Raw genomic sequence first — 25,836 nt, 5'->3', positions numbered from 1 at the left:
GTTTTATAGGTGGCCTTTAGCGACAGCTATATAGCTGGGCTTAAATAAACGGTACTTGAGTAGCCAAGCAAAGTAGCTCTCCTCAAGCGGCTTAACGAAAGGCACGGTTGGTGTCAGATTGTTTTGATAATCAAACTCAACCAGTAACGCTGCGCCTTCGCGAACCAAGAGCGGACAGGAAGTGTAGCCATCAAAAATTTTCTTGGGCTCTTCACCAGCCATCACGCTGAGCAAGTTCTCCACCACCAGAGGAACACTCTTCTTTACTGTAGCCGCAGTTTTACCTTTAGCCGTACCGTTAATATCACCGACACCAAAGACATTCTTATAGCGGTTGTGCTGCAGCGTGCCGGGATCCACGTCTAGCCAGCCACCCTGTGCTTGCGGTCCTTCTTGCCAGGCCAATGGGCTTTTTCTAACTGAATCAGGTGCACACATCGCTGGCGCAACATGCAAAAAGTCATAATCTTCAACAACACGACTGCCATCAGCTTTTTCAAAGGTAGCGCGCTGTCCATCAATATCGACAGCGACCAGCTTGCTTTGAAAATGCACCGGTATACCTATGGTGTCCCAGCGGTTCAGCACTTCTTGGTTAATCACCGGCACACTAAAGACAGAGGTAATAGCTGAGTGGAAATCAATACTGCTCTTAGCAAGTGTTCCTGCTTGTTGCGCACGGTTGGCCAGCATAAAGGTCATTTTTAATGGCGCACCAGCGCACTTAATTGCTGTATTTGGCAGTGTCATTAAAGCGCGGCCACCAGTCTTACAAAATTTCTCCATAGCTTTCCACGAGGCCAAAGCATGATCGGGACTCGGGTATACCGAAGCCAAGCCATTGCTGCCGATACGACCGACATCCATGCCTTCAATCTGATCAAAGTCCAGATGCAAGCCTGTGGCAACCACTAGGTAGTCGTAATCCAATACTCGGCCAGAGTCAGTAATGACTTGGTTGGTGTCGGGCTTGAACTCGTGGGCCATTTCTTGAACCCACTCCACTCCTGCTGGAATCAATTCCTTATTGGTGTCGCTGACCTTATCAACAGGCCAAATTCCCGTGGCAACTAGGGTAAAACCGGGCTGATAGTGATGAACCTTTTTCGCGTCGAGCAAAGTGATTTTTGCACCATCCAATTGTCTACGTAAACGGTTGACCATACCCAGCCCAGCCAAACCGCTACCAACAATAACGATGCGCGCAGAGCTTTTGATAGCGGCCTGTGCCGGCGCGCTAGTCAGGCCAACACCTGAACCAGCAGCCACAGTAAGAGCGGTACCAGCAAGCAAAAAGTTACGGCGACTGACATTATTCGTCTTTTCCACGGAGTCATTCATAGCACGCCCCTTTAGTAGTGAGCAGAGAACACAGTTTATTATATTGTTATGTATATAGACTTATAATGAATAATCTTTTTGGAAACTATACGACTTAGGTCAGCCATTGAGAGTTGAACACGGCGAGAGAGCGGGAGGTGGCAGCAGGCCCGAGCCCGAATACCTTTCGATGATTAAAGCGGAGCATTATGCAGCAGGAAAAACAGGTGTTGAGCAGCATAATCGTATGTTTTTAGTCATACCGTCATGCAGGGCTGCTGTACTTACTCTTCAGGCTCACTTTGACCACCAGCGGCTCAAGCGCGCGGCAGCAGCAGGGCAGGATTTCATCTTGGCGCAGGTAAGCCAGCGGGGTGTTGATGTAGTCAACGCTGCCTGAGCGCAGGATCACGCGGCAAGCACCGCAGTAACCACTGCGGCACTGGTATTCGACCTGATGACCGGTACGCTCGAGGCCTTCAAGCAGAGTTTCTGATTCTTCTAATTGAAAAATCAGATCTTCAGTAATGACTTGCATGACTTTGTTCACTTAAAGCTCGAAGTCGCCTAAGTCTTCCGCTGAAACTGCAGAGTTGATTTGGCCAACCAAATAGGAGCTGACTTCAACTTCTTGCGGAGCAACCTGCACGTTATCTGACACCAACCAGGCATTGATCCATGGGATGGGGTTGTGTGAAGCGTTACTAAAGGCTGGCTCTAAGCCCACTGCGTGCATGCGCAAGTTGGTGATGTATTCAATGTATTGGTTGAGAATATCTAAGTTCAGACCAATCATTGAACCGTCTTTGAATAAGTACTTAGCCCATTCTTTTTCTTGCTGGGCAGCATGCTTAAAGATCTCAACACTTTCTGCATGGCAAGAACGCGCTACTTCAGCCATTTCCGGATCATCGTGACCATCTTGCATGATGTTAATGATGTGCTGAGTACCGGTGAGGTGCAGCGCTTCATCACGGGCGATCAGGCGAATAATTTTTGCGTTGCCTTCCATCAAACGGCGTTCAGCAAAGGCGAAGGAGCAGGCAAAGCTGACATAGAAACGAATCGCTTCGAGGACGTTCACGCTCATCATGCACAGGTACAACTTGCGCTTGAGCTCAAATAAATTCACTTCATGAGTTTTGCCATTCAAGGTATGGGTGCCCGCGCCACACTTGTTATACAGCATGCTGTAGTGAATCAAGTCGTCGTAATACTTAGAAATATCACCGGCCCGTTCGATGATGTGCTGGTTGCGCATAATGTCGTCAAACACCACAGACGGATCATTAACAATATTACGAATAATATGGGTGTAGGAGCGCGAGTGAATGGTTTCTGAGAATGACCAGGTTTCAATCCAAGTCTCAAGCTCCGGGATCGACACCAGCGGCAAAAAAGCAACGTTAGGGCTGCGGCCCTGGATCGAATCCAGTAACGTTTGATACTTGAGATTGCTGATGAAAATGTGTTGTTCATGCTCGGGCAAATTACGGTAATCAGTGCGGTCTTGAGACACGTCCACTTCTTCTGGGCGCCAAAAAAACGACAGCTGTTTTTCAATCAGCTTCTCAAAAATCGGATATTTTTGCTGGTCATAACGCGCCACGTTAACTGGCTGCCCAAAGAACATGGGTTCTTTGAGTTGATCGTTATCCTTCAGTGAAAAAGTACTGTATTTCATAATCATTCACCCTTAAATCTTACAGGCGCCACCAGCGCAGTCATCTTCCATATCGCTTTGGCTATCATCAGCGCCATCACGCGTGTTTTGGTAGTACAGTGTTTTCAAACCAAATTTGTAGGCTGTCAGCAAGTCTTTTAACAACTGCTGCATGGGTACACGGCCACCTTCAAAGCGCTGTGGGTCATAGTTGGTGTTGGCGGAAATGGCTTGGTCAACGAATTTCTGCATAATGCCAACCAAGTGTAAATAGCCTTCGTTGTTGGGCATGCTCCAGAGCAATTCGTATTTATCTTTCAATTCGTCGTAGCCGGGCACCACTTGCTTGAGAATGCCGTCTTTTGATTGCTTGATGGTGACTAAACCACGTGGCGGCTCAATACCATTGGTGGCATTGGAAATCTGGCTAGAGGTTTCTGACGGCATTAACGAAGACAGCGTTGAGTTGCGTAGGCCGTGTTTAACGATGTCAGTTCGCAGAGTTTCCCAGTCTAAATGCAGTGGCTCCTTACAGATCGCATCCAAATCTTTTTTATAGCTATCAATCGGCAAAATACCTTGCGCATAGGTGGTTTCATCAAATGCGCTGCAAGGGCCAAATTCTTTCGAAAGGTTGTTTGAGGCTTTCAGCAAGTAGTACTGAATGGCTTCAAAGGTGCGGTGGGTCAGGGCGTTGGCTGAACCATCAGAGTACTTCACACCGTTCTTAGCTAAGTAGTAAGCATAGTTGATTACACCAACACCTAGGGTGCGGCGCTTCATGGTTGCGTTACGCGCAGCTTCCAGTGGGTAGTCTTGGTAAGTCAGCAGTGAGTCTAGGGCGCGCACAGCCAGGTCGGCTAACTCTTCTAACTCATCGAGGCTATCAATCGCGCCTAGGTTAAAGGCGGATAATGTGCACAGAGCGATTTCTTTATCCGTCTCGTTGATGTTTTCCAGCGGACTAGTGGGCAGGGCAATTTCCAGGCACAGGTTAGACTGACGGATCGGTGCAACTTTTGGATCAAAGGGGCTGTGGGTGTTGCAGTGGTCAACGTTCTGGATGTAAATGCGACCGGTGCTGGCACGTTCTTGCATCATCAAGGAGAATAAATCAACCGCCGGCAAACTACGTTTACGAATGTTTTCATCGTGTTCGTATTGCACATAGAGGCGTTCAAACTCTGCTTGGTCAGCAAAGAACGCTTCATATAAGCCTGGCACGTCATGCGGTGAAAACAGCGTAATTTTTCCACCTTGGATCAGGCGCTGATACATCAGTTTATTGAGCTGCACGCCATAGTCCATGTGGCGCACGCGGTTTTCTTCAACGCCACGGTTGTTTTTCAGAACCAGCAGTGATTCCACTTCAAGGTGCCACATCGGGTAGAACAAAGTGGCTGCACCACCGCGCACACCACCTTGTGAGCAAGACTTAACCGCGGCTTGGAACAGTTTAAAGAAGGGAATGCAACCAGTGTGCTGCGCTTCACCACCACGAATGGGGCTACCAACTGCACGGATACGACCAGCATTAATACCAATACCGGCACGCAGCGAGACATACTTAACAATCGCCGAAGTGGTGGCACTGATTGAATCTAAGCTGTCGCCGCACTCAATCAACACGCAAGAACTGAACTGGCGTGACGGGGTACGCACACCGGCCATAATCGGCGTTGGCAAAGAGATCTTAAATAAAGAAATCGCATCATAAAAACGCTTGATGTAGTCCAGGCGGGTCTCTTTCGGATAGTCAGCAAATAAGCACATACCTATCAAGATATAGAGCATCTGCGGGCTTTCGTAGACTTGTTTAGTGACGCGGTTTTGTACGAGGTATTTACCTTCCAGCTGTTTAACTGCGGCGTAGGAAAAAGTCATATCACGGCCGTGGTCGATATAGTCGTTGAGCTCATCGAACTCGGCTTTATCGTAGTCACGTAAAACATGACTGTCGTAACGCTCTTCGTTGGTTAGCTTAGTGACATGATCAAATAGGTGCGGTGGTTCAAACTGACCGTAGGCAATTTTGCGTAGGTGGAAAATAGCTAAGCGTGCTGCCAGATACTGATAATCTGGTGTGTCTTGAGAAATCAAGTCGGCAGCAGACTTGATAATGGTTTCGTGGATGTCTTTAGTGTGCATACCGTTGTAGAACTGGATATGCGACTTGAGCTCGACTTGAGAGACCGAGACATTCTTTAAACCCATAGCAGCCCAATCAAGAACACGATGGATCTTATCTAAATCGATCGGTTCCTGGCGTCCATCGCGTTTGGTTACTTTGATGGCTTTAAAGTCTGTCATAATGAGATCCTTTTGATATTTTAGCGCTTCTGGGCTTGAATATTAAACAGCACTCATGTAATGCGTTTTTCTGCTAAAACACATCATATAGTGGTTTTGAAAAATATTGGACGCAATATAGGGTATTGATACCCTTAGTTCAACAGCGCTAAAGTGAAGAGACTGAGTGGTTTTGATCTGTAAGCCCGATGCTATCTAGGCTTGCTGCGATTTTAAAATTTTAAAAATATTCTGCTTGCTTTTTGATTTAAAGCAATTTTAGCAATCTGAGATATTGTGGTTAAAAGCAACAAGAACGCTTGCGAATCTATTCATTTGCTCCACGGATTTGCGTTTTAAAAGGCCACCTAGTATGCAGCAACTCGAGTTTTTCGATATACCCAGCCCCTGTATTGGCGTCTGTGAGGCCAACAACAGAGGCTATTGCAAAGGCTGTTTTCGCTCGCGAGATGAGCGTTTATATTGGCTCAAATTTAGCGAAACTGAGAAGCGTCAAGTAGTGCGCTTATGCCAGCAGCGCAAAGCACGGATATTAAAAGCCAAAGAAGCGGCCTTACACGCTGCTAAGTCAGAGCCTGACGAACCAGAGCAGTCGAGTATGTTTTAGACTTAGTGCATAAAAAGAAAGTTGAACCCTAGATAAGTTCGTCGACAGACAAACACCTGCCCCGAAGTTCGGTATGCGGTGTTTATCTAATGTGAGCGGGAGCACAGTGAGATTGAGTGTCAATTTCAGTATTTATCTACATAGTGCTGTGCGACATGTTGTCCCTCGCTGTATCAGGCTGCGCTCAAAGGTCATCTAAGCCGTATACTAGCCATACTCAGTAAGTTATTTGGGCTTAATTAAACAAAGTACATAATGTAACAAGGATATTTCGTGTCGCTGCATAACGCTTAAAAGCTATTCCAACACTTGCTTTGTTATCGCACGCAGATGATAATCATTGCTATTAAACCGCTTAGATTAAGGAAATACTATTCATGCAGGCAACAACGTTGCGCTCACTGCTTTTATGTTGTGCAGTGGTGAGTCCGGTTATCAGTGCAAATGCTGTTGAACAGTCACTCAGTGAAAGTGAAAAGCTCAGTCAAACAGCGCAACATTCGCAGCAACGTATTGAGCGCTTAGATGATGCCAGTCAGGCCATGCTTGAAGAGTACAGTACTACCTTAGCTAAGGCTAAAGCCCTTGAAGGGTATAACCATCAAGTCAGTGAGCTGATTGCTGCACAGCATACGGAGTTGGTGAGTTATCAAGAGCAACTTAATGAGCTACAGAACAGCGAAGCAGCAGTGATGCCGCAAATGCAGCGCATGGTTGAAGTGCTCGCAGAGTTTATCGAAGCGGATTTACCATTTTTACCCTTTGAACGCGGCGATCGTTTAACGGCATTGCAAGAATTAATGCCGCGTGCTGATGTCAGCATGGCTGAAAAATATCGTCGCATTCTTGAAGCCTATCAAATTGAAAGTGACTACGGTTACACCCTCGAAGCATGGCGCGGGGAGCTCGGTGAAGACACTGAGCAGCGCAGTGTCGAATTCTTAAGGGTTGGCCGTCTTATGCTCTACTATCAAACCCCTAACGGCCACGAGAGTGGTTTTTGGAATGCGCAAACGCGCAGCTGGCAGACGCTTGATAACAGTGTGCGCCGCCCCTTACAAAAAGCTATTGCCATTGCTCGTCAGCAAAAGTCGGCAGACTGGTTAGAGCTGCCCATTAAAACCCTCGCGCTGGAGGTGCAGCCATGAAGCGTTTGTTATGGCTGGCTTGCACGGTCCTATTGAGTGTATCGGCACAGGCGCAGGTGTTAACTCCAGAGCAGCTGCTAGAACGCATTCGCAGTGAAAAGAGTAGTGAAGAACAGCTCATGCAAGAGCGCGAGCAGCGCTTTTTGCAAGCACGTAACCAGCAGGCAGCGTTATTGGCTGAGGCAAAAAAAGCACTAGCAGAACAAGAGTCACGTGCCGCCGCACTAAAATCCACTTTTACCGCTAATGAGCAAGAGCTGGCTAACCAAGAACAGCTACTCAAGCAACAAGTTGGCGATTTGGGTGAGTTGTTTACTGTGGTACGGCAAAGTGCTGGCGATTTAGCCGGGCAGTGGCGCAGCAGCTTATTGAATGTACAATTTCCCGAGCGTATTGAGCAGATTGAGCGCTTATCCAAAGGTCGAGCGCTGCCGAGTGTTGCGCAAATCGAAAACTTCTGGCTAACAGTGCTCGAAGATATGACCGCCACAGGTCGTGTTGAGCGTATTGCTGCGCCTGTCATTGCTGCGGATGGCCAGCACCACACGCAAGATGTTTTTCGTGCGGGTCCTTTTTCTGCTTACAGCGAACAGGCGTTTTTAACCTTCAGTGAAGGCGATAATGCTTTTCGCGCTTTACCCAAGCAACCATCAGGTTTGAGTAAAATTAATCAGTGGGCAGGCAGCCAAGACGCAGCAGTTGTGATCCCCGTTGACCCAACGCGCGGCTCGCTGATTGAGCACTTGCAGCGCAAGCCAGCCTTATTGGATCGTTTGCGCCAGGGTGGTTTAGTTGGCTGGGTGATTGTCGCGCTGGGGGTGTTTGGTTTCTTGTTAGCCGCTTGGCGTTTATTCGGCTTAATGCGTGTGGTGCGCAGTGTGCGCGTACAAATGCGTAACCTGTCTAGCCCAACCAGTGATAACCCACTGGGGCGCGTATTGAGTGTACTGGGACCTAATCCACAACTGTCTGATTTGGAAACTCTTGAGTTGAAACTCGATGAAGCAGTGATGCAAGAAGTCCCGCAGCTTGAAAAAGGCCAAGGCTTGCTTAAATTACTGGCTGCAGTTGCGCCATTACTGGGATTGCTCGGTACCGTGACCGGCATGATTATCACCTTCCAAGCCATCACCCAAAGCGGTGGCGGTGATTCACGTTTGATGGCCGACGGTATTTCACAGGCCCTAGTCACTACAGTTGAAGGCTTGGTTGTAGCGATTCCCTTATTGTTTTTACACAGCGTCTTGAGCGCGCGCAGCAAATCTGTTGTGCAACTGTTAGAACAACAGTGTGTGGGCTTGTTGGCACTGCACATGTCAGGGAAAAAACGCAGTGAGTAACTGGCAAAGCACGTGGTTTTGGCTGATTGACAGCAGCCATGCCTTGCTCGATTTAATGAGCGCTGGTGGCACAGTGATGTGGTTACTGGCGGGCTTATGTGTGTTGTTTTGGACGCTGGTTTTAGAGCGCTTATGGTATACCCATCGCCATTTCCCCAGCTGGGCTAAAGAGCGCCGTGCGGCATGGCAGTTACTCAATACTGACGCTGGCAAAAACGCCACTTGGCCACATGCTGTGCGTGCAGCGTGGCTGGCGCAAGCGCGTGAGCAGTTGATTACACCTTTATCTGTAACGCGCACCTTGGTAGCGATGTTTCCACTACTTGGCTTGCTGGGAACAGTGACCGGCATGGTCGCTGTGTTTGAAGTGCTGGCCGTAAGCGGCAGTGGTAACCCGCGCGCGATGGCTGGCGGCGTCTGGCAAGCGACATTGCCTACTCTTGCCGGTATGGTGCTAGCCATCGGTGGTTTATTTAGTTTGGCCCGTTTAGAGCGTAATGCAAAACGGGCTATTGGGCGGTTGGCTGACCAACTGCGTCATGGATAAGGATTAAACGGTGAGAATACGTCGCTACAGTCAACAAGCCGAAGAAGAGCCTGGCATTGATTTAACTCCCATGCTTGATGTGGTGTTTATCATGTTGATCTTCTTTATTGTGACCAGCTCCTTTATTAAAGAGTCAGGCGTTGAGGTCAACCGCCCGCAAGCCGATACCGCCAGCTCGCAAGAGAAGGGCAACATTTTAATTGCGGTCACGGCAGATGATCAGGTCTGGCTGGACAAGCAGATTGTTGATGTGCGCAGTGTGCGTGCACATGTTGAGCGTATGCGCCAAGAGCAGCCAGACGGTGTCGTGGTGGTGCAAGCTGATCAAGATGCACGTACTGGCTTAGTGGTTAAAGTGATGGATCAGGCGCGCTTGGCCGGTGTTGAGGATGTGGTACTGGCCGCCTCTACGGAGTCGCAATAATGCGCTGGTTGTGGTCATTTTTAGCGGCTGTACTGTTTGTCTTTGCCAGTTTTATCTTGATGCTGATTATGATTTTTCCGCCTAAGAATACAACCGTTGAGCCCGAGTTAAAGATGGGCTACTTCATTCCCAAGCAACAACAAGAATCGAGTGATCCCAGCCGTACACGCCAACAGATGCCAGAAAAGCCTGTAGAGCCACAACCAGAGACACCGCCAACCCAGCAAGCGCCACAGCCACCGCGCACGCCACAAGTAGCCACACTAGACCTGGCCGTGCCACAACTGTCCAGCAGCATCAGTGTCGCAACGGTTGCAGCGCCTAGTTTGCAAGGTTTAACCGCACAAACCCCCGCGCCAGTCGCACCCGCAGCACCCGCTGCTGCCCCAGCAGCACCAAGCGCACCCAGTAATGACTCGGAAGTGATTCCTTTAAATCAGGTGCTGCCAGTCTACCCAGACAGCGCACGGCGACGCGGTATCGAAGGCTACGTTAAGCTGGCGTTTACCATTACCGCTGAAGGTAAGGTTGAGAATGTGCGCGTGATCGAGGCATCCCCCGAGAACGTTTTTAACCGTGAAGCACGCCGCGCTGCAGTGCGCTGGCGTTTTGCTCCGCGTCGTGAAGGTGGTCAATTAGTCGAGCGTGAAGCGGTGAAAACCTTACAATTTCGTCTAGAAAAAAGAGGGCGATAAAATGCGACGTTTGTTACTGGCCGTCTGTGTCTGTGCGCTAACCACTCAAGCGGTGTCTGCACAAAGTATCGCGCCGCAGGTTTTTCAAGCACTGCAAACTGCGCAGAAAGCTCAAGAAGCAGGACAGCTTGCTGAAGCGAACAAGGTATTGCGCGCAGTTAAAACTGAGGCGGGCAGCCTAGAGCAAGCATTGGTTTGGCGCAGTCATGGCTATTTAGTGTGGGCACAAGGTCATACAGCCCATGCCATTGACCTGCTCGATAAAGCCTTTCGCAGCGGTCATCTCACGCCCGAGCAGCTAAGTGAAGACCGTCTCAATTTAGCCAAACTTAACTTCTCAGTAAAAAACTACAGACAGGCCTTAAAGTATCTTGATGGTGTAGCTAGCACTGATGACGTGCTAGAAATGCGTATCCAAGCATGGCAAGGAGTAGGGCGCTTAGATAAAGCTTTACCTTTGGCTGAGCAGTATTTAAAAGGCAAATCTACGATTAGTGAGAGCTGGCTGCAGTTTATGGTCGGTGCCAATGCTGAATTAAAACGCTACAAAGAGGCCCAACACTGGCAAAAGCGTATTTTAAAGCGTGATCCTAACCAGCTAAACACCTGGAAACAGCTGGCAGCTTTGCAACAAATGGATGGACAGCACAGCAAAGCCTTAGCAACATTGCGTACGGCCTACGCTAAAGGCATCAGTTTTAAATCATCTGATTTGGATGATTTAATTACCTTAGCTTCCGCCTCAGGACAGCCATGGCAGGCCGCACGTTTACTCGAAGGCATGCTCAAACATAATTTACTGCCCAGCAGTACCGCCACACAAGAACGCTTGGCCCAATTGCACTGGCAAGCCCGTGAATACAAACCGGCAGCTGAGCACTACGCACGCTTAGCCAAACAAACCGGAAGTGGGCAACACTGGTTCAGTCTTGCTCAGCTCGAAATACAGCAGGGCCGTTGGCATGCAGGCTTACAAGCCCTATCCGCAGCTGAAAAAGCCGGTGCCAATCAACAACAAGTAAGCGCCTGGCGCGACTGGGCACAGAGCCGCCTAGAACTTGAAAAACAAAACACCAGCCAGCTTGCCAGAAAATAAGCCAGCGCAAATATTATTAGCAATGCCTAGTCTTGAACATTGATGCTTTTTGGCTTGTAGCACGTCTAAAATATTTCAGCACGCGCCGATCCTCACAAGCAGCATCAGGTGTAGCGAAGTAAAGCCTATACCGCCATGGATGGCGGTATGGAGCCTACAGGGACGTACTTGCGGCGTCTTTACGCAGTCTATGCCTGATACTGCGCTAGCACCGCACTAAATGGCTAAGATTTATGCTGTGCCCGCTACGCTAAGTTTGTTCTTCCCTCAACGAGCCATCCTGGGCTCGATTCGGGCGCTACGCCATCCTGGCTACGCTTGCCACAACCCCCCCTCTGTCAGGATAGTTGTCGCTCCCTTCTGCTAAACTTTCTTAATTGACTGGGGGCGCTTGGAGAACACATGTCTCGTTATTCTGATGAGCGGCGCAAGGCCGTAGTGGCCAAACTGTTGCCGCCCTACAACCTGAGTGTGGCTGAAGTGGCCAGCCAGGAAAATATTTCGCCTGCAACCATTTACAAGTGGCGCAAAGAAGCTCGAACCGAAGGCCGTTGCCTGCCAGACTCCAGTGACCCAAGAGTGGAGGGCTGGTCTTCGCGTGACAAGTTTGCTGCTGTCGTGGAAACCGCAGCCATGAACACCGAAGAAGTTGCTGCCTACTGTCGACAGCGTGGCATTTACTCTGATCAGCTTAAACGCTGGCGTCACGACTGTGAGCAAGCGGCCAGCCTTTCCTATGAAGAGCAGCGCCAGGAAGCGGACCTATCCAAGCAGCAGCGCAAGCGCATTCAAGAGCTGGAGCGTGAGCTACGGCGTAAAAATGATGCGTTAGCAGAGGCAGCTGCTTTGCTCACATTATCAAAAAAAGTTCGGGCGATCTGGGGGGGGACGCGGAGTCATGATCAGCATCCAAGATCGCCGTAATGCTGTACTGCTGATACGTCAGGCTCGTGCTGCTGGAGCCAGTCTGGCCAAGTCCTGTCAGGTGATGGGCATTTCGATACGAACGCACCAGCGCTGGACTCGGCTAGGAGAGGTCACAGAAGACCAGCGATCCCATGCCTATAGACCCACACCTGCCAACGCACTCACGGCAGAAGAGGAAGCCGAAATTTTGGCTCAGTGTCACCGGCAAGAGTTTGTTGATTTGCCACCGGATCAAATTGTTGTGCGTTTGATGGATGAGGAGCAGCGCTATATCGCATCACCTTCCAGCTATTATCGGGTGTTACGCAAGCATAACCAGCTTGCGCACCGCGGCCGTGCCAAGAGTCGCAAGAAGAAGACCATACCGAACCTAGCGCAGCGTGCCTTGAATATTGATATTGTTTGCCAGCAAGTAGCATGCCTGGTCAAAATATTTCCGCACGCGCCGATCCTCACAAGCAGCATCAGGTGTAGCGAAGTAAAGCCTATACCGCCAGGGATGGCGGTATGGAGCCTACAGGGACGTACTTGCGGCGTCTTTACGCAGACTATGCCTGATACTGCGCTAGCACCGCACTAAATGGAAAGATGAAGGTGACTGCACTTAATACAGTCAGGGACACTGAACTTAAAGTTATATCAATGAGAACCAAGCCAAAACCAAAAACATGAGCTTTAGAGCTTTTCTCGGGACAAAAAAAACCCCAACTAAAGTTGGGGTTTTTTCAACACGCAGTCAATGACCGCTAAAGCATTCGATTAGATGTTATCGAACTGGCTCATAGTGTTGTCTTCACCGCTTGCTTTCAGAGCAGCGTCACCAGAGAAGTACTCTTTATGAGTATCACCGATGTCAGAACCCGCCATGTTTTGGTGACGTACGCACGCAATACCTTGACGAATTTCTTTACGCTGAACACCTTCAACGTAAGCCAACATGCCTTCTTCACCGAAGTAGCCTTTCGCTAGGTTGTCAGTTGACAACGCAGCAGTGTGGTACGTTGGCAGAGTGATCAAGTGGTGGAAGATACCCGCTTCACGCGATGCATCTTTCTGGAAGCTCTGGATGCGCGCATCCGCTTCGTTACACAGGTCAGTACCATCGTAGTCAGCGCTCATCAAACGGTCACGATCGTAAGCAGAAACATCTTTACCTGCTGCTGCCCAATCATCAAACGTCTGCTGACGGAAGTTTAGCGTCCAGTTGAATGATGGGCTGTTGTTGTAAACCAGCTTCGCATCAGGAACAACTTTACGGATTTCGTTAACCATTTCAGCTATTTGACCAACGTGTGGTTTTTCAGTTTCGATCCACAGTAAGTCAGCACCGTTCTGCAGCGAAGTGATGCAGTCAAGAACCACACGCTCAACACCGGTGTTCTCACGGAACTGGAACAAGCCGCTAGCTAAACGCGCAGGCTTGAGCAGCTTGCCGTTTGATTTTACAACAACGTCACCGTTTTCGATTTCGCTTGCATCGTTGATGTACTCGCCATCAAGGAAGCTGTTGTATTTGTCGCCTAAGTCGCCTGGCTCGTTGGTTACTGCGATTTGCTTAGTTAAGCCCGCACCCAAGGAATCAGTACGTGCAACGATCACACCGTCATCAACGCCTAATTCTAAGAACGCGTAACGCACAGCGTTGATTTTTGCTAAGAAGTCAGCGTGTGGAACGGTTACTTTACCGTCTTGGTGACCACATTGCTTTTCATCAGATACTTGGTTCTCGATCTGAATCGCAGCAGCACCTGCTTCGATCATTTGCTTAGCCATCAAGTAGGTGGCTTCTTCGTTACCGAAACCAGCATCAATGTCTGCAATGATTGGTACAACGTGAGTTTCGAAGTTTTCAATCTGCTCTAGCAGTGATTTTTCTTCAGCAGCATCACCGGCTTTACGTGCCTTGTCTAACGCAGTGAACAGAAGATCCAATTCACGAGTGTCAGCTTGACGTAAGAAGGTGTACAGCTCTTCAATCAATGAAGCAACAGAGGTTTTTTCGTGCATTGACTGGTCAGGTAGTGGGCCGAACTCAGAACGCAGAGCAGCAACCATCCAGCCTGACAGGTAGAGGTAGCGCTTATTGGTGGTTTTCAAGTGCTTTTTGATAGCGATCAGCTTTTGCTGGCCGATAAAACCGTGCCAGCAGCCCAGCGACTGGGTGTATACAGAAGAGTCGGCATCGTACTCAGCCATGTCTTTACGCATGATGGCTGCAGTGTACTTAGCGATGTCCAGACCTGTTTTGAAACGGTTTTGGATGCGCATACGAGCGGCGGACTCGGGGTTGATCGCGCTCCAGCCATTTCCGGCTTGTTCTTTAAGAGCGGTAATTGCCTTAATTTCGTTTTGATAAGCTGACATGGTCAATCCTTCAAAGAGTGTAGTAAGTTTGAGCACCGACTGCCCACACACAACCTGCTATCGCTGGAAGTTTAAATTGCGGGTTCGCTGCCGCTGAAGTGCCGATAATTGACCAGAACGTAGTGTCTTATAAAGAAGGGCGCGATCAGATAAATATGGCTGCTGCATTAAGCTGTGATATCTGCAACTTAACATCCGCAAGCGCGACTCACTGTAGTGAGTTACCTGATGCATCTGTGATGCATACTGCTTCCCCGTCCCTCAGGACAACAACGATCCAGTCGCAACCTCGTTACAGCATCTTTTGGATGTTGTTAACACAAAGCCGCTTAGGAAGTACTCTTAAGTCAACTTTGGAACGCTGGTTAAAGCGTTCTGGCTAGCGGGAGCTGGGCTATAATGCGCTTTCGTAAAGCGTTCGTCAAATATTTTGTAGTGTTATTTAAAATGCACTACATAAAAACTCGCAGACCAGCTGCGTCGATTTAATCTAGCACTTCAACTTTGAGCTGTAATTGACTGTCTTCGCGTACTGTGCTGTAGCGCTTCTGCAAAAAGCCATCTTCACGAGAATTATTATCCTGCTGAGTACCGCTAATGCTAATCCATTCGCCTAGGCGTCCACTGACACGACTTGATGTGCTTTGTGTGTCAACCACACCTGTATGACGGGTGCTACGCCGATCATTTTGACTGTCGATTTCAATTTGTACACGATCACCGTGCACTGTGGCTGTCACATAAAAGCCTTGATTGACTGAGCGGTACTCGGTGTGTTCTTGGACTTGTCCATAAGGGCCGTAGCGGGTAGAGCGCAGTGGCACATCTTGACCGACTTGAACCAAAGCTGCTGAGCCTTCGAGCGTTTGAATAGTACGCAACGCGCCGTCTCGGTTTTGTCTTGTGTTGCGGATGATACGCACACGGTCACTGCCATCGTGCTCACCTTGGCCAATAATAATTTCGCCATGGCGTCCGCTTATTGTGCCGTCAGTTTGATAGCCACGCTCACGATTAAATTGCGTGCCCCGAGTATCAACTGTAATCAACAAGCGCCGTGGCTGGGTATCAATCGTATCGAGCACCGCGCGCAACTCTGCGATTTTGTCTGGACTGGCATTGACGATCAATTGATTGCCATACGCACTTGCGCGGCCCTCGTCACCCAGCACTGACTGGGCGACGGGAAGAACATCTTGAGCCATACGATAATTCAGCTCAATCACCTCACTTGCCGCATGCGCTACAGTAAAAGCGCATGCCATGAGCAATAGCGTACAAAAGCGGATTAAAGATTTCATAAGCGCATGCTCCGTAAGTTGACATCACTGCGGCTGACATCCCACATCGCATCAAAGACACGCTGGCTTTGCCGAACACGAGCAGGGTCATTGTAGTAGACCACAGCGCGCGTCAATTGCTGCGCCTTACGTACTAATAAGCCGCAATTGTCGGCAATCAGCCACGCATCGTCAGAATAATCATACTCAGTATTAACTTTACGGATGCTGCAACGGCTACTTAGGCGTTGGCTCAGAGCAAGCAAGACGTGGCCTTCACGCGCAATTCGTGTGGTGTCACGCAGCAGAATGCGTAATTTTTTTTGGGGGTGGGCAAGCAGCAGTGCACTACACGCAGCGCTTATACTGGAGTGATTGTAAAGCCATGGTTCTAGATCGGGCGAATAAATACACAGGCTATGCTGAGCGTGTTGTAGCAATGCCAGGGTATGGCTACGCACAGCATCAATACCATCAATTCTGAGCAGTTCACGGTAGTCACCGAGCTGATAATCAGCAGCAGGCCACGCGGCAGGCGAGCTATCGCTGTCAGGATTGTGAATACTAAAGGAACCCTGCGCGACAAATTCAATGGCCGGCAATTCAAGATCTTGATCATCAACAGGCTCATGATCTGGCGCACTGGGTTTATACATAATCAAACCTCTTTGGGTTTATTCACTGTTACGTAGCATATCAATATGTGGAATGCCTGCCTCAAGAAACTCATCGCTGACCGCAGTAAAACCTAAGCGCTCATAAAAACCAGCCGCATGTACTTGTGCTGTTAGGACTTGCTGCTTTAATCCTAAGCGTTCGGCTTCGTTTACCGCAGCCATTAATAATCTTTCACCAACATGCAGTCCGCGCCAATCTTTTAAAACCGATACACGACCAATGCAGCCGTCTGCCAGTAAGCGTGCGGTGCCAATCGCAAAATCACCTTCGAAGGCGAGAAAGTGAGTGGCAGTTGCATCATCGCTATCCCATTCTTGCTCTGGGGTCACGCCTTGCTCTTGAATAAAAACGCTTTCGCGAATACGACGTAAATCGGCGTTATCTTTATGCCAGTCGGCAATGCGAATTTGCAAATCACTCATCGACACACTCCAGGCTTCCTTGTTTAACCAGCTCACAGAGCAATGTGACAGCCTCTGCATCGTTGAGCCAAGGTTGTAAGTTTTCTATGTGTATAGCATCTGCGCAGCAGAGTAGGTCAAGCAATGCCACTAAATGCTCACTTATAATACGGCTGTTGCCACTGACAAAAAAGACAGCAGCAGATTCAGTATCAAGTTGTATATGGCTCCAAGCAAGGCGCGCAGTTGGATTGCGAGTCAATACTGCACCGTCCTCAAGCATATGGAGCAACTCATCTGTTGATAGCTCGCTGCGGATGAGCAAATCAGGGTAACGCGGTTCAGTCATATACTGGCCAAACCACGTCAATAGCATGCGGTCGTCATTGAGCTGTTCATTAATCAGCTGGCGTAAGCGTTTGATATCTTCAGGGCGAATATAGTTTGGATTGCTGACAGGTGACATACCCGCATCGCTATAGCGCTGTTCATCGGGTAAAAATCGTGCGACAAAATCAGCATAATGCGTGACCACTTCAGCGCTTGAAGGTGCGCGAAAGCCAACAGACCAAGTCAAGCAATCGGTTTGTGCGATGCCCCAATGCGCTAAGCGTGGTGGCAGATAAAGCATATCGCCGGGCTCTAAAATCCACTCATCTGTTTGCTCAAAACTGTCTAAGATGCGTAAGTCTGGGTGATTTAACAGCAAACTTTCGTTGTCACACATCTGGCCGATTTTCCACTGTCTTTGCCCTTCGGCCTGCAGTAAAAACACATCATAATTATCATAATGCGGGCCAACACTGCCACCAGGTACGGCAAAACTGATCATCACATCATCAATGCGCCAGCTCGGCAAAAACTTGAAGTGCTCAAGCACTTCGGCAACCTCTGGGCTGAACTGATCAACTGACTGCACTAATAACGTCCAGTCGCGCTCTGGCAGGCCGCTGTAGATATCCTCAGCAAAAGGCCCCTGTTTCAGCTGCCATGGTGTTTCGCCATGTTCTAAAACAATGCGCGATTCAACCAGCTCTTCCAGCGATAGTCCGGCCAGATCATTACCGTCCAGCGGGCTTACAAAATCCGGAATAGCTTGGCGGATCAATAGGGGCTTTTTTTGCCAGTAATCACGCAAAAAAACGTCTGCGCTGATGCCACCTAAAATCTCAAGTGGTGTATCAATTGGGTTAGACAAGTGATTGATTCCATATTAAACGCTGATAACAAAACGCCCGGCTTAACCCGGGCGCTAAACGACCTAAACAGGGTTAAACACGCTTCGCTTGCGCGACAGCACTGCCAATATAATTGGCTGGCGTCAGCGCACGCAATTGCACTTTAGCCTCTTCAGGCAAGTCTAAGGTTTCGATAAAGGTTTGTAGGGCTTGCGCGCTGATCCCTTTACCGCGGGTCAGCTCTTTAAGCTTCTCATACGGGTTTTCAATGCCGTAGCGACGCATTACTGTTTGTACCGGCTCTGCTAAGACTTCCCAGCAGTTATCCAAATCTTCCGCGATTTTTTCCGCGTTAAGCTCAAGTTTGCCCACACCTTTTAAAGTAGCTTCATAGGCAATCACGCTGTGCGCTATCCCCACGCCAAGGTTACGCAAGACAGTGGAGTCAGTCAGATCACGCTGCCAGCGCGAAATCGGTAATTTGCTGGCTAGGTGCTGGAAGATGGCATTGGCAATACCCAAGTTACCTTCAGAGTTTTCAAAGTCGATTGGGTTAACTTTATGCGGCATCGTCGATGATCCGATTTCGCCGGCAACCGTTTTTTGCTTGAAATAGCCTAAAGAAATATAGCCCCACACATCACGGTCGAAATCGATCAGGATAGTGTTAAAACGAGCCACCGCATCAAACAGCTCAGCAATATAGTCGTGCGGTTCAATTTGCGTGGTGTATGGGTTAAAGGCCAAACCTAAATCACCTTCAATAAACTCACGCGCATTGGCTTCCCAATCAATTTCTGGGTAAGCAGACAGGTGCGCGTTGTAGTTACCAACAGCACCGTTCATTTTACCCAGCAATGGAATGGCTGCCACCTGTGCGATTTGACGTTCAAGACGGTACACCACGTTGGCAAACTCTTTACCCAGCGTCGTAGGTGAGGCAGGCTGACCGTGCGTGCGCGACAGCATGGGTACTTCAGCAAACTCAACTGAGAGTGCACGTAAGCTTTCTGCCAGTTGGCGCATCAATGGCAGTAACACATCGTCACGGCCTTCACGCAGCATTAGCGCATGCGAGAGGTTGTTGATGTCTTCGCTGGTGCAAGCGAAGTGAATAAACTCAGTAACCTTGGCCAGCTCAGGCAGTTTTTGCGCTTGCTCTTTAAGCAGGTATTCAACCGCTTTAACGTCGTGATTGGTGGTGCGCTCAAACTCTTTAACGCGCTCGGCATGCTCAAGCTGAAAGTTTTCAGCCAACTCATTTAACGCGGCGTTCGCTGTGTCAGAAAAAGGAGCCACTTCGGTGATGCTGGCATGGGCGGCTAAGCGCTGTAACCAGCGAACCTCAACCAGTACACGGTTACGAATAAGACCGTACTCACTAAAAATAGGGCGCAGTGCGGTAGTTCTGCTGCCGTAACGGCCGTCAACCGGTGAAACCGCGGTAAGCGAGGAAAGCTGCATAGTGCGTTCTCTAACAATCAATGAATAAATAGGGCGCACAGTGTATACCAAATACACAGCAAATTTCAGCGTTTGCGCCAGAATACTGACAACAGACTGGCGCTAAAGATCAAGGCCGCACCGATAATGGAGTTTAGGTCTGGAACCTCACCCCAGAGTATTAAAGAAAACACCCCAGCAAAAACGATGGCCAAATAAGCCACTGGGCCGATTAATCCAGGCGGCGCTAAGGTGTAGGCGCGCGACATAACGATTTGCGCTAAAGCAGCTAGCAGTCCCGCTGAACACAGCAAAATAAGCTGCTCAGAGCTCAGTGGTTGCCATGCCCAGCTTAAGGGCACTGCGGAGATGAGGCTGCTAAATAACGCAAAATAGAACACCATGCGGTAAGCAGGCTCAGTGTCACTCATCTCACGAATCGAAACAAAAGCCGTCGCCGCCAGCAGACTGGCAGCCAACCCCACCAGCGATAAACTACCAAACAAGGCATCGCTCGGCTTGGCAACCAAAATAACGCCAAGTAAACCAAGCAAAGAAAACACCAGCATACGTTTGGTTAGCGGCTCTTTAAGCCAAAAATAAGCAATAATCGGGGTAAAAACCGGTGCTGAATAGGTGAACACCATAGCGTCGGCAAGGGGCATATGCGCAATTGCGTAGAAGAAACAATACATGGCGGCGAGGCCATAGCTGGTGCGCAGCAGGTGTGACTTTATTCGTTTAGTTTTAAACGGGCGCAGGCCTTTAGCCAGCAACAGCGGTAAAAAAAACACAACACCGACAAGGTTTCTAAAAAAAACGATGTTCTCATTATTGACCGTAGCGGAGGCGATACTGATCAAAACGCCCATTCCTGAAAACAATAAAGCTGAGAGGGCGAGCAAAGTTGCACCTTGCAAAGGTTGCATACTGCGTTGTGTCATAGATTTCGCGCATTCAGCTCTCTGAGCATCGCACCACGCTGAGTCAATATGTGCCAGCGTCGTCCGCCCAGTTGACGCCACAGGCGAGCCGAGCGAATACCGGCAAACAACAAAGCGCGTACCTTTGCTGCAGTGGCCTCCTGCTGTAAAAAGCGCATATCGCCATGCACTTGAATCCGCTGTTTAAAGGTACTGATGGTATCTTGGTAGAGGCCGCCAAAAGAGGAAGCTATATTGTCACTGGTTAGACCATAGAGCTCGACCTGCTGTTCGATTTTCGGCAAACGCAAGCCGGCTATCTCAAGCAAATCATCGCGTTTTGAAAACTGTCGCTCAAGACTCAACATCGAGATGACATAACGCAGGCCTTCGCGTGGCAAGCTTTCAGTATCTCTAGCCAATACCGCATGTAGCATTTTATAGCCGTCACGCAGCCCTAAATCATCGCCACCGTAAACATCGAGCGTACTCTCCGGGTTGCGTACCAATAAGGTTTTCAGCATATAGCCCAGCGCAGCATCACTGACTTGCCCAGTATGGGCCAGCTTATCCACTAACGCGGCGGCCTGAAACACACCCGCTAACGCTGTAAGTTGCTCTTGAATAGGGCTCATGGTCGTTGAATACTCTCATCCCAAGGGGTGCAGGCTTCGATAACACCACCACCTAAACACACATCACCTGCATAAAACACAACAGACTGGCCAAGGGTCACTGCGCGCTGCGGCTGCTCGAAGGTGACGATATAACCATCATTGGTCTGCTCAATGCTGCAGGCTTGATCGCTTTGACGGTAGCGTACTTTAGCCGTGAGGTTGTCGATTGCGGACAGCTCAATCGGGTTAATCCAGTTCACGTCACGGGTCAGCAGTGTCCGCGAAAACAACCATGGATGGTCGTTACCTTGGCCGACAATCAAAACATTGCGCGATAGATCTTTAGCAAGTACATACCAAGCGTCTTCGCTGGCGTCTTTTAAGCCGCCTATACCCAGACCCTGGCGTTGGCCAATGGTGTGGTACATCAAACCGCTGTGCTGGCCCAACTCGGTGCCATCGATCGTTTCAATCACACCAGGTTGCGCAGGCAGGTATTGCTTAAGGAAATCAGTAAAGCGGCGCTCACCAATAAAGCAGATGCCGGTAGAGTCTTTTTTCTTGGCGGTGATTAAACCGTGCTGCTCAGCCAGCTCACGCACGGCAGGTTTCTCATATTCACCGACAGGAAACAGTGTTTTGTGAATTTGTTCACCGCCAACCGCGTGCAAGAAATAACTTTGATCTTTATTGGCATCCACACCTTTGAGCAACTGGCTGCGACCATTGCCATCTCTGCGGCGTACATAGTGCCCGGTGGCAATCATATGTGCGCCCAGTTGCTCAGCGTAATCGAGAAACGCTTTAAATTTAATTTCACGATTGCAGAGAATATCAGGGTTGGGTGTGCGCCCAGCTTTATACTCTTCTAGAAAATGCTCAAAGACATTATCCCAGTACTCAGCAGCAAAATTGGCGGTGTGCAGCTTAATGCCCAAGGTATTGCACACGGTTTGCGCGTCAGCCATATCTTCTTTGGCTGTGCAATATTCAGTGCCGTCATCTTCCTCCCAGTTTTTCATAAACAAGCCTTCCACTTGATAGCCTTGCTGAATGAGCAACAAGGCTGCAACAGAAGAATCAACACCGCCGGACATGCCGACGATTACACGGGTTTCAGAAGGACTATGAGAAGGAGTATGCATGGCAGTCTAAATAAGCGAATTAAAGAACAATATCCTAGCAGGTTTGCTTGAGGCTAGGGAGGTCAGTGACTCGCGCATTAGCTTTTAAATAGATCTAAAGAAAAGCGTGAACCATTTAAATAATCATCAACACTGCGCAATACCATCGGACTGCGCCAGAGGGCTCGCTCAGCCAGCAACTCATCGCGACTGAGCCAGACTGGCGCAATAATGCCTTGATCAAGGGTGTAATTATCACGCTGTTGCAGTGCTTGTCCGGCAAAACAGACACGCTGATAGGTGACATTATTGCCCGGTGCGGTGTACAGATAAATGCCAATTAAATGAGAAATATCAATATCCCAGCCCGTTTCTTCTAAAGTTTCACGAATAGCCGCTTGAATTAGACTTTCGTCCATTTCTAAGTGGCCTGCAGGCTGGTTTAATACAATACGTTTTTCAGCATGTTCTTTAACGAATAAAAAGCGACCATCTTTTTCGATAACAGTGGCTACTGTGATGTGTGGAGTAAAACGAGTCATCTGTAACCCTTTTAGGTGGAAAGCTAAGGCTCAAGCATGAGCAGCTTCATAATTGTAGAAGTTACTCGATATTTCACGGTGTTAGACTGAAATAACTGTAGTAAATGAACCACTTGACTACAGTGCTCTATGAGTAAATTGTTTAAAGAGTGTATGATACGCGCTGCACAAGTTGCGCTAAAGTGTTACCGGCGCAAAAGTGCGCTGATAAAAGCATATGTGACTTTTCTGTAGAGCAGGGGTCATATAAGCCTACTAAGATTGAATTATCGCTGTCAGGCCACACGCGTGACAGATTTTTTTAAAGACCACGTAAATGACGGAGTCCAGCATGGGATACCAAAAGATCCAAGTGCCAGCCGGTGACAAAATCACCGTTAATGCAGATATGACGTTAACCGTACCAAACAACCCAATCATTCCTTACATTGAAGGTGATGGTATTGGTACGGACATTAGTCCGGTAATGATTAAAGTTGTCGATGCCGCTGTAGAGAAAGCCTACGGTGGTGAGCGTAAAATTTCCTGGATGGAAGTGTACGCTGGTGAGAAAGCAACCCAAGTTTACGACTCAGAAACCTGGTTGCCAGAAGAAACGCTCGAAGCGGTGCGTGACTACGTTGTTTCCATCAAAGGTCCTCTGACGACGCCAGTAGGCGGTGGTATTCGTTCGTTGAACGTTGCTCTGCGTCAGCAGTTAGACCTCTATGTTTGCTTGCGTCCAGTGCGCTGGTTCACCGGTGTACCAAGCCCAGTTAAGCGTCCACAAGACACTGACATGGTGATTTTCCGCGAGAACTCAGAAGACATCTACGCAGGTGTTGAGTGGCAAGCTGGCACACCAGAAGCTGACAAAGTTATCAAGTTCTTCACTGAAGAAATGGGCGTTACCAAAATTCGCTTCACCGAAAACTGCGGTATTGGTGTTAAGCCAGTCTCTGAGCAGGGCACTAAGCGTTTAGTGCGTAAAGCACTACAATACGTAATTGATAACGATCGTGATTCACTGACAATCGTGCACAAAGGCAACATCATGAAGTTCACCGAAGGTGCCTTCAAAGATTGGGGCTACGAAGTTGCGCGTGATGAGTTCGGTGCAGAGTTGCTGGATGGCGGTCCTTGGATGACATTCAAAAACCCAAATACCGGTAAAGAAATCATCGTAAAAGATGGTATTGCTGATGCGATGCTGCAGCAGATCATCCTGCGCCCTGCAGAGTACGATGTAATTGCTACCTTGAACCTGAACGGTGACTACCTCTCTGATGCACTTGCTGCACAGGTGGGTGGTATCGGTATTGCGCCAGGTGCAAACCTGTCTGATACCGTTGCGATGTTTGAAGCAACCCACGGTACTGCACCTAAGTATGCCGGTCAGGATAAAGTGAACCCAGGTTCATTGATCCTTTCTGCAGAAATGATGCTACGTCACATGGGCTGGACAGAAGCAGCTGACTTGGTTATCGACGGTATCAATGGCGCGATCTCTGAGAAGAAAGTAACCTATGACTTTGAGCGCTTGATGGATGACGCTACACTGTTGTCTTGCTCTGAGTTTGGCGATGCAATGATTGCAAAAATGTAATCAAAGCTAACGCTTAAAAAACGCCCCACATGTTGGGGCGTTTTTGTTTGTGTTTAACCGATGCAGGTACACTGCAGCACAGATGAGGAGGGCGTTATGCCAGATGATGATTTTTCTTTATTTGCCGAGCAAATGCAGGGTGTGCGCCGTATTCATGTCGATCAAGCCGACGTTGGTAAAGCTAAAGTAAATAAAGCAGGGCAGCGCAAGCGCCGTGAAAATGCACAGCAAACCACTGCAACCATCACAGTTGATGGTCTGTCTGATCAATTTGTGATTGATGTTGGCGCTGAAGACACCTTGTATTGGGCGCGTGACGGCGTACAAGACACCCAGTTAAGACGCATGAAAGCAGGGCAGATTGCTTTTGAAGGCAGCTTAGACTTGCATGGCATGAGTGTAGAGAAAGCGCGCACAACCTTGCGTGAGTTTTTGACTGAAGCACTGCGTCTTGAAATCCGTTGTGTGCGCGTAACACACGGTAAAGCAGCACGCTTGGATGGTAAAAAACCCATGATCAAAAGTCATGTCAATACATGGCTGCGCCAGCATGATAAAGTCCTTGGATTTACCTCTTGCATCGCTAAACACGGTGGAACAGGTGCAGTCTATGTGCTGCTTAAGCGCCACATGTTAGAAGGCCGTGATGAGCAGTAACGCATTCATCGGCCAAATCGCGTTAGTCATTATTCATAGGTCGCACGAGAAAGGTTAGAAAGTATGTCTGGGTTAGTAACACTGCGTGATTATATTCGTTGGGCAATCAGTCGCTTTAACCAAGCGCAGTTGTATTTTCAGCACGATGGTGAAGGTGTTTTTGAAGAGGCGCGCGCTCTGGTCTTGGGTAGCTTGCATTTACCTTATGAAATGCATGACAAGTATTTAGATTGTAATTTACATAATGATGAGCACGTACTTGTGCAAGCTATTTTAAATAAACGTATCGAACAGCGTATTCCAGCCGCTTACTTGTTGGGGCAAGCATGGTTTGCCGGTTTATTATTTAAAGTGGATGAGCGTGTGGTTGTGCCGCGCTCACCTTTAGAGGAAATCATTCCGCAACATTTCTCACCTTGGTTAATACAATCACCACGACGTATTTTAGATCTGTGCACGGGCTCTGGTTATCTCGGCATCAGCTGCGCGATAGAATTTCCGGATGCCGAGGTGGTATTAGCCGACAGCTCTGAGCAAGCGCTGCAAGTGGCAGATGAAAATATTGCCATGCACCATCTTAGTGAGCGCGCTAAGAGTGTACATAGCGACATGTTCGCGCAACTCGGCGCGCAGCGTTTTGATTTAATTGTCTGTAAGCCACCTTATCTGCTGAGTGGTGCTTGGGCAGACTTACCACGCGAGTTGCAGCACCAACCCAAACCCACTGGCATCACTAAGCTTGATGGCTTTGACTGCATTGAGCAGATTCTGCAGCAAGCAGGGCAGTACCTGAGTGATAAAGGTTTACTGGTATTAGAAGTCGGGCCACACCGCTCACGCTTGACCGAGCGTTTCCCTAGTGTTGACTTTACTTGGCTAGAACACTCCCAAGCGGGTACATCAGTATTGGCCTTAACTGCACAGCAATGTATCAAATGCTAGGGATTATGAATGGTTTTAATCCATC

General features: G+C 48.8%; 26 protein-coding genes. 12 read left to right on the top strand and 14 right to left on the bottom strand.

Annotation, left to right across the window (positions count from 1 at the left end; translation table 11 throughout):
• Positions 1-3 precede the first annotated feature (3 nt).
• The 4 genes from FXF61_RS06095 to nrdA form a co-directional block, all read right to left on the bottom strand.
• Positions 4-1,341 (bottom strand): NAD(P)/FAD-dependent oxidoreductase, encoded by a 1,338-nt coding sequence (locus FXF61_RS06095; RefSeq protein ID WP_151184432.1) that lies wholly within the window; start codon positions 1,339-1,341, stop codon positions 4-6.
• Positions 1,342-1,585: 244 nt separating this feature from the next.
• On the bottom strand, positions 1,586-1,870 hold the full coding sequence (yfaE, locus tag FXF61_RS06090) for a class I ribonucleotide reductase maintenance protein YfaE (RefSeq protein WP_256663515.1): 285 nt from the start codon (positions 1,868-1,870) through the stop codon (positions 1,586-1,588).
• On the bottom strand, positions 1,871-3,010 hold the full coding sequence (gene nrdB / locus FXF61_RS06085) for a class Ia ribonucleoside-diphosphate reductase subunit beta (protein ID WP_256663514.1): 1,140 nt from the start codon (positions 3,008-3,010) through the stop codon (positions 1,871-1,873).
• Positions 3,011-3,016: 6 nt separating this feature from the next.
• Complete coding sequence (gene nrdA / locus FXF61_RS06080) at positions 3,017-5,293, bottom strand: class 1a ribonucleoside-diphosphate reductase subunit alpha (RefSeq protein WP_151184429.1); 2,277 nt, start codon at positions 5,291-5,293, stop codon at positions 3,017-3,019.
• 352 nt (positions 5,294-5,645) lie between these two features.
• Between nrdA and FXF61_RS06075 the strand changes: the two genes are divergently transcribed.
• The 9 genes from FXF61_RS06075 to FXF61_RS06035 all read left to right on the top strand — a co-directional run bounded on the left by FXF61_RS06075 (position 5,646) and on the right by FXF61_RS06035 (position 12,657).
• Positions 5,646-5,900, top strand: a complete 255-nt coding sequence (locus FXF61_RS06075) for a DUF1289 domain-containing protein (RefSeq protein WP_151184428.1) — start codon at positions 5,646-5,648, stop codon at positions 5,898-5,900.
• A 377-nt stretch (positions 5,901-6,277) separates the two neighbouring features.
• The gene (locus FXF61_RS06070; protein WP_151184427.1) at positions 6,278-7,048 is read left to right on the top strand and encodes a DUF3450 domain-containing protein; all 771 of its coding nucleotides are present in this window, start codon (positions 6,278-6,280) and stop codon (positions 7,046-7,048) included.
• Positions 7,045-8,388, top strand: a complete 1,344-nt coding sequence (locus FXF61_RS06065) for a MotA/TolQ/ExbB proton channel family protein (RefSeq protein WP_151184426.1) — start codon at positions 7,045-7,047, stop codon at positions 8,386-8,388. The genes FXF61_RS06070 and FXF61_RS06065 overlap by 4 nt, the downstream gene beginning before the upstream one ends.
• A gap of 55 nt (positions 8,389-8,443) precedes the next feature.
• Positions 8,444-8,935, top strand: coding sequence for a MotA/TolQ/ExbB proton channel family protein (locus FXF61_RS06060; protein ID WP_371921504.1), 492 nt, complete (start codon positions 8,444-8,446; stop codon positions 8,933-8,935).
• Between the two features lie 10 nt (positions 8,936-8,945).
• Positions 8,946-9,359 carry a biopolymer transporter ExbD gene (locus tag FXF61_RS06055; protein ID WP_151184424.1) on the top strand — a complete coding sequence of 138 codons (414 nt, stop codon included), beginning with the start codon at positions 8,946-8,948 and terminating at the stop codon, positions 9,357-9,359.
• Positions 9,359-10,054 carry an energy transducer TonB gene (locus FXF61_RS06050; RefSeq protein WP_151184423.1) on the top strand — a complete coding sequence of 232 codons (696 nt, stop codon included), beginning with the start codon at positions 9,359-9,361 and terminating at the stop codon, positions 10,052-10,054. The genes FXF61_RS06055 and FXF61_RS06050 overlap by 1 nt, the downstream gene beginning before the upstream one ends.
• Position 10,055: 1 nt before the next feature.
• Positions 10,056-11,150, top strand: a complete 1,095-nt coding sequence (locus FXF61_RS06045; RefSeq protein WP_151184422.1) for a lipopolysaccharide assembly protein LapB — start codon at positions 10,056-10,058, stop codon at positions 11,148-11,150.
• Positions 11,151-11,552: 402 nt separating this feature from the next.
• A complete protein-coding gene (locus FXF61_RS06040; RefSeq protein ID WP_151184421.1) occupies positions 11,553-12,074 on the top strand; it encodes a transposase in 522 nt (173 codons plus the stop codon).
• Positions 12,049-12,657, top strand: coding sequence for a helix-turn-helix domain-containing protein (locus FXF61_RS06035; protein WP_151184420.1), 609 nt, complete (start codon positions 12,049-12,051; stop codon positions 12,655-12,657). Before FXF61_RS06040 ends, FXF61_RS06035 begins: the two co-directional genes overlap by 26 nt.
• A 179-nt stretch (positions 12,658-12,836) precedes the next feature.
• Here the strand turns inward: FXF61_RS06035 and FXF61_RS06030 are convergent, their stop codons facing one another.
• From FXF61_RS06030 to FXF61_RS05985, 10 genes are all read right to left on the bottom strand, one after another.
• Positions 12,837-14,441: an isocitrate lyase gene (locus FXF61_RS06030; protein WP_151184419.1), complete on the bottom strand. Its 1,605-nt coding sequence runs from the start codon at positions 14,439-14,441 to the stop codon at positions 12,837-12,839.
• A gap of 485 nt (positions 14,442-14,926) precedes the next feature.
• Entirely contained in the window at positions 14,927-15,742 is an 816-nt protein-coding gene (locus tag FXF61_RS06025; protein WP_256663513.1) for a type II and III secretion system protein, read from the bottom strand.
• Positions 15,739-16,377 carry a histone acetyltransferase HPA2 gene (locus FXF61_RS06020; RefSeq protein ID WP_151184418.1) on the bottom strand — a complete coding sequence of 213 codons (639 nt, stop codon included), beginning with the start codon at positions 16,375-16,377 and terminating at the stop codon, positions 15,739-15,741. Before FXF61_RS06020 ends, FXF61_RS06025 begins: the two co-directional genes overlap by 4 nt.
• An 18-nt stretch (positions 16,378-16,395) precedes the next feature.
• Entirely contained in the window at positions 16,396-16,821 is a 426-nt protein-coding gene (locus tag FXF61_RS06015; RefSeq protein ID WP_151184417.1) for a GNAT family N-acetyltransferase, read from the bottom strand.
• Positions 16,814-17,998, bottom strand: coding sequence for a cupin domain-containing protein (locus FXF61_RS06010; protein WP_151184416.1), 1,185 nt, complete (start codon positions 17,996-17,998; stop codon positions 16,814-16,816). The genes FXF61_RS06015 and FXF61_RS06010 overlap by 8 nt, the downstream gene beginning before the upstream one ends.
• 73 nt (positions 17,999-18,071) lie before the next feature.
• Positions 18,072-19,442 (bottom strand): adenylosuccinate lyase, encoded by a 1,371-nt coding sequence (purB, locus tag FXF61_RS06005; protein ID WP_151184415.1) that lies wholly within the window; start codon positions 19,440-19,442, stop codon positions 18,072-18,074.
• 65 nt (positions 19,443-19,507) lie between these two features.
• Entirely contained in the window at positions 19,508-20,365 is an 858-nt protein-coding gene (locus FXF61_RS06000; RefSeq protein ID WP_151184414.1) for a DMT family transporter, read from the bottom strand.
• Complete coding sequence (gene hflD / locus FXF61_RS05995) at positions 20,362-20,979, bottom strand: high frequency lysogenization protein HflD (protein WP_151184413.1); 618 nt, start codon at positions 20,977-20,979, stop codon at positions 20,362-20,364. The genes FXF61_RS06000 and hflD overlap by 4 nt, the downstream gene beginning before the upstream one ends.
• A complete protein-coding gene (mnmA, locus tag FXF61_RS05990) occupies positions 20,976-22,106 on the bottom strand; it encodes a tRNA 2-thiouridine(34) synthase MnmA (protein ID WP_151184412.1) in 1,131 nt (376 codons plus the stop codon). Before mnmA ends, hflD begins: the two co-directional genes overlap by 4 nt.
• A gap of 77 nt (positions 22,107-22,183) precedes the next feature.
• On the bottom strand, positions 22,184-22,627 hold the full coding sequence (locus FXF61_RS05985) for an NUDIX hydrolase (protein ID WP_151184411.1): 444 nt from the start codon (positions 22,625-22,627) through the stop codon (positions 22,184-22,186).
• Between the two features lie 331 nt (positions 22,628-22,958).
• Between FXF61_RS05985 and icd the strand changes: the two genes are divergently transcribed.
• The 3 genes from icd to prmB all read left to right on the top strand — a co-directional run bounded on the left by icd (position 22,959) and on the right by prmB (position 25,811).
• Entirely contained in the window at positions 22,959-24,212 is a 1,254-nt protein-coding gene (gene icd / locus FXF61_RS05980; RefSeq protein WP_151184410.1) for an NADP-dependent isocitrate dehydrogenase, read from the top strand.
• A gap of 96 nt (positions 24,213-24,308) precedes the next feature.
• Positions 24,309-24,869, top strand: a complete 561-nt coding sequence (locus FXF61_RS05975) for a Smr/MutS family protein (protein WP_151184409.1) — start codon at positions 24,309-24,311, stop codon at positions 24,867-24,869.
• 63 nt (positions 24,870-24,932) lie between these two features.
• Positions 24,933-25,811 carry a 50S ribosomal protein L3 N(5)-glutamine methyltransferase gene (gene prmB, locus FXF61_RS05970; protein ID WP_151184408.1) on the top strand — a complete coding sequence of 293 codons (879 nt, stop codon included), beginning with the start codon at positions 24,933-24,935 and terminating at the stop codon, positions 25,809-25,811.
• Positions 25,812-25,836: the final 25 nt, after the last annotated feature.

The organism is Pseudomonas sp. C27(2019), assembly GCF_008807395.1.
Taxonomy (GTDB): Bacteria; Pseudomonadota; Gammaproteobacteria; order Pseudomonadales; family Pseudomonadaceae; genus Denitrificimonas.
This window is presented reverse-complemented; position numbering and strand designations above follow the sequence as displayed.

Bases quoted from the DNA above. Each gene is read 5' to 3' on its own strand.
- FXF61_RS06075 (WP_151184428.1), top strand. From the start codon at position 5,646: ATGCAGCAACTCGAGTTTTTCGATATACCCAGCCCCTGTATTGGCGTC.
- FXF61_RS06070 (WP_151184427.1), top strand. From the start codon at position 6,278: ATGCAGGCAACAACGTTGCGCTCACTGCTTTTATGTTGTGCAGTGGTG.
- FXF61_RS06030 (WP_151184419.1), bottom strand. From the start codon at position 14,441: ATGTCAGCTTATCAAAACGAAATTAAGGCAATTACCGCTCTTAAAGAA.
- hflD (WP_151184413.1), bottom strand. From the start codon at position 20,979: ATGAGCCCTATTCAAGAGCAACTTACAGCGTTAGCGGGTGTGTTTCAG.
- FXF61_RS06035 (WP_151184420.1), top strand. From the start codon at position 12,049: ATGATCAGCATCCAAGATCGCCGTAATGCTGTACTGCTGATACGTCAG.
- FXF61_RS06050 (WP_151184423.1), top strand. From the start codon at position 9,359: ATGCGCTGGTTGTGGTCATTTTTAGCGGCTGTACTGTTTGTCTTTGCC.
- icd (WP_151184410.1), top strand. From the start codon at position 22,959: ATGGGATACCAAAAGATCCAAGTGCCAGCCGGTGACAAAATCACCGTT.
- prmB (WP_151184408.1), top strand. From the start codon at position 24,933: ATGTCTGGGTTAGTAACACTGCGTGATTATATTCGTTGGGCAATCAGT.
- purB (WP_151184415.1), bottom strand. From the start codon at position 19,442: ATGCAGCTTTCCTCGCTTACCGCGGTTTCACCGGTTGACGGCCGTTAC.
- FXF61_RS06065 (WP_151184426.1), top strand. From the start codon at position 7,045: ATGAAGCGTTTGTTATGGCTGGCTTGCACGGTCCTATTGAGTGTATCG.
- FXF61_RS06025 (WP_256663513.1), bottom strand. From the start codon at position 15,742: ATGAAATCTTTAATCCGCTTTTGTACGCTATTGCTCATGGCATGCGCT.
- FXF61_RS06060 (WP_371921504.1), top strand. From the start codon at position 8,444: ATGAGCGCTGGTGGCACAGTGATGTGGTTACTGGCGGGCTTATGTGTG.
- FXF61_RS05975 (WP_151184409.1), top strand. From the start codon at position 24,309: ATGCCAGATGATGATTTTTCTTTATTTGCCGAGCAAATGCAGGGTGTG.
- FXF61_RS05985 (WP_151184411.1), bottom strand. From the start codon at position 22,627: ATGACTCGTTTTACTCCACACATCACAGTAGCCACTGTTATCGAAAAA.
- mnmA (WP_151184412.1), bottom strand. From the start codon at position 22,106: ATGCATACTCCTTCTCATAGTCCTTCTGAAACCCGTGTAATCGTCGGC.
- FXF61_RS06015 (WP_151184417.1), bottom strand. From the start codon at position 16,821: ATGAGTGATTTGCAAATTCGCATTGCCGACTGGCATAAAGATAACGCC.
- nrdA (WP_151184429.1), bottom strand. From the start codon at position 5,293: ATGACAGACTTTAAAGCCATCAAAGTAACCAAACGCGATGGACGCCAG.
- nrdB (WP_256663514.1), bottom strand. From the start codon at position 3,010: ATGATTATGAAATACAGTACTTTTTCACTGAAGGATAACGATCAACTC.
- FXF61_RS06045 (WP_151184422.1), top strand. From the start codon at position 10,056: ATGCGACGTTTGTTACTGGCCGTCTGTGTCTGTGCGCTAACCACTCAA.
- FXF61_RS06040 (WP_151184421.1), top strand. From the start codon at position 11,553: ATGTCTCGTTATTCTGATGAGCGGCGCAAGGCCGTAGTGGCCAAACTG.
- FXF61_RS06000 (WP_151184414.1), bottom strand. From the start codon at position 20,365: ATGACACAACGCAGTATGCAACCTTTGCAAGGTGCAACTTTGCTCGCC.
- FXF61_RS06020 (WP_151184418.1), bottom strand. From the start codon at position 16,377: ATGTATAAACCCAGTGCGCCAGATCATGAGCCTGTTGATGATCAAGAT.
- FXF61_RS06095 (WP_151184432.1), bottom strand. From the start codon at position 1,341: ATGAATGACTCCGTGGAAAAGACGAATAATGTCAGTCGCCGTAACTTT.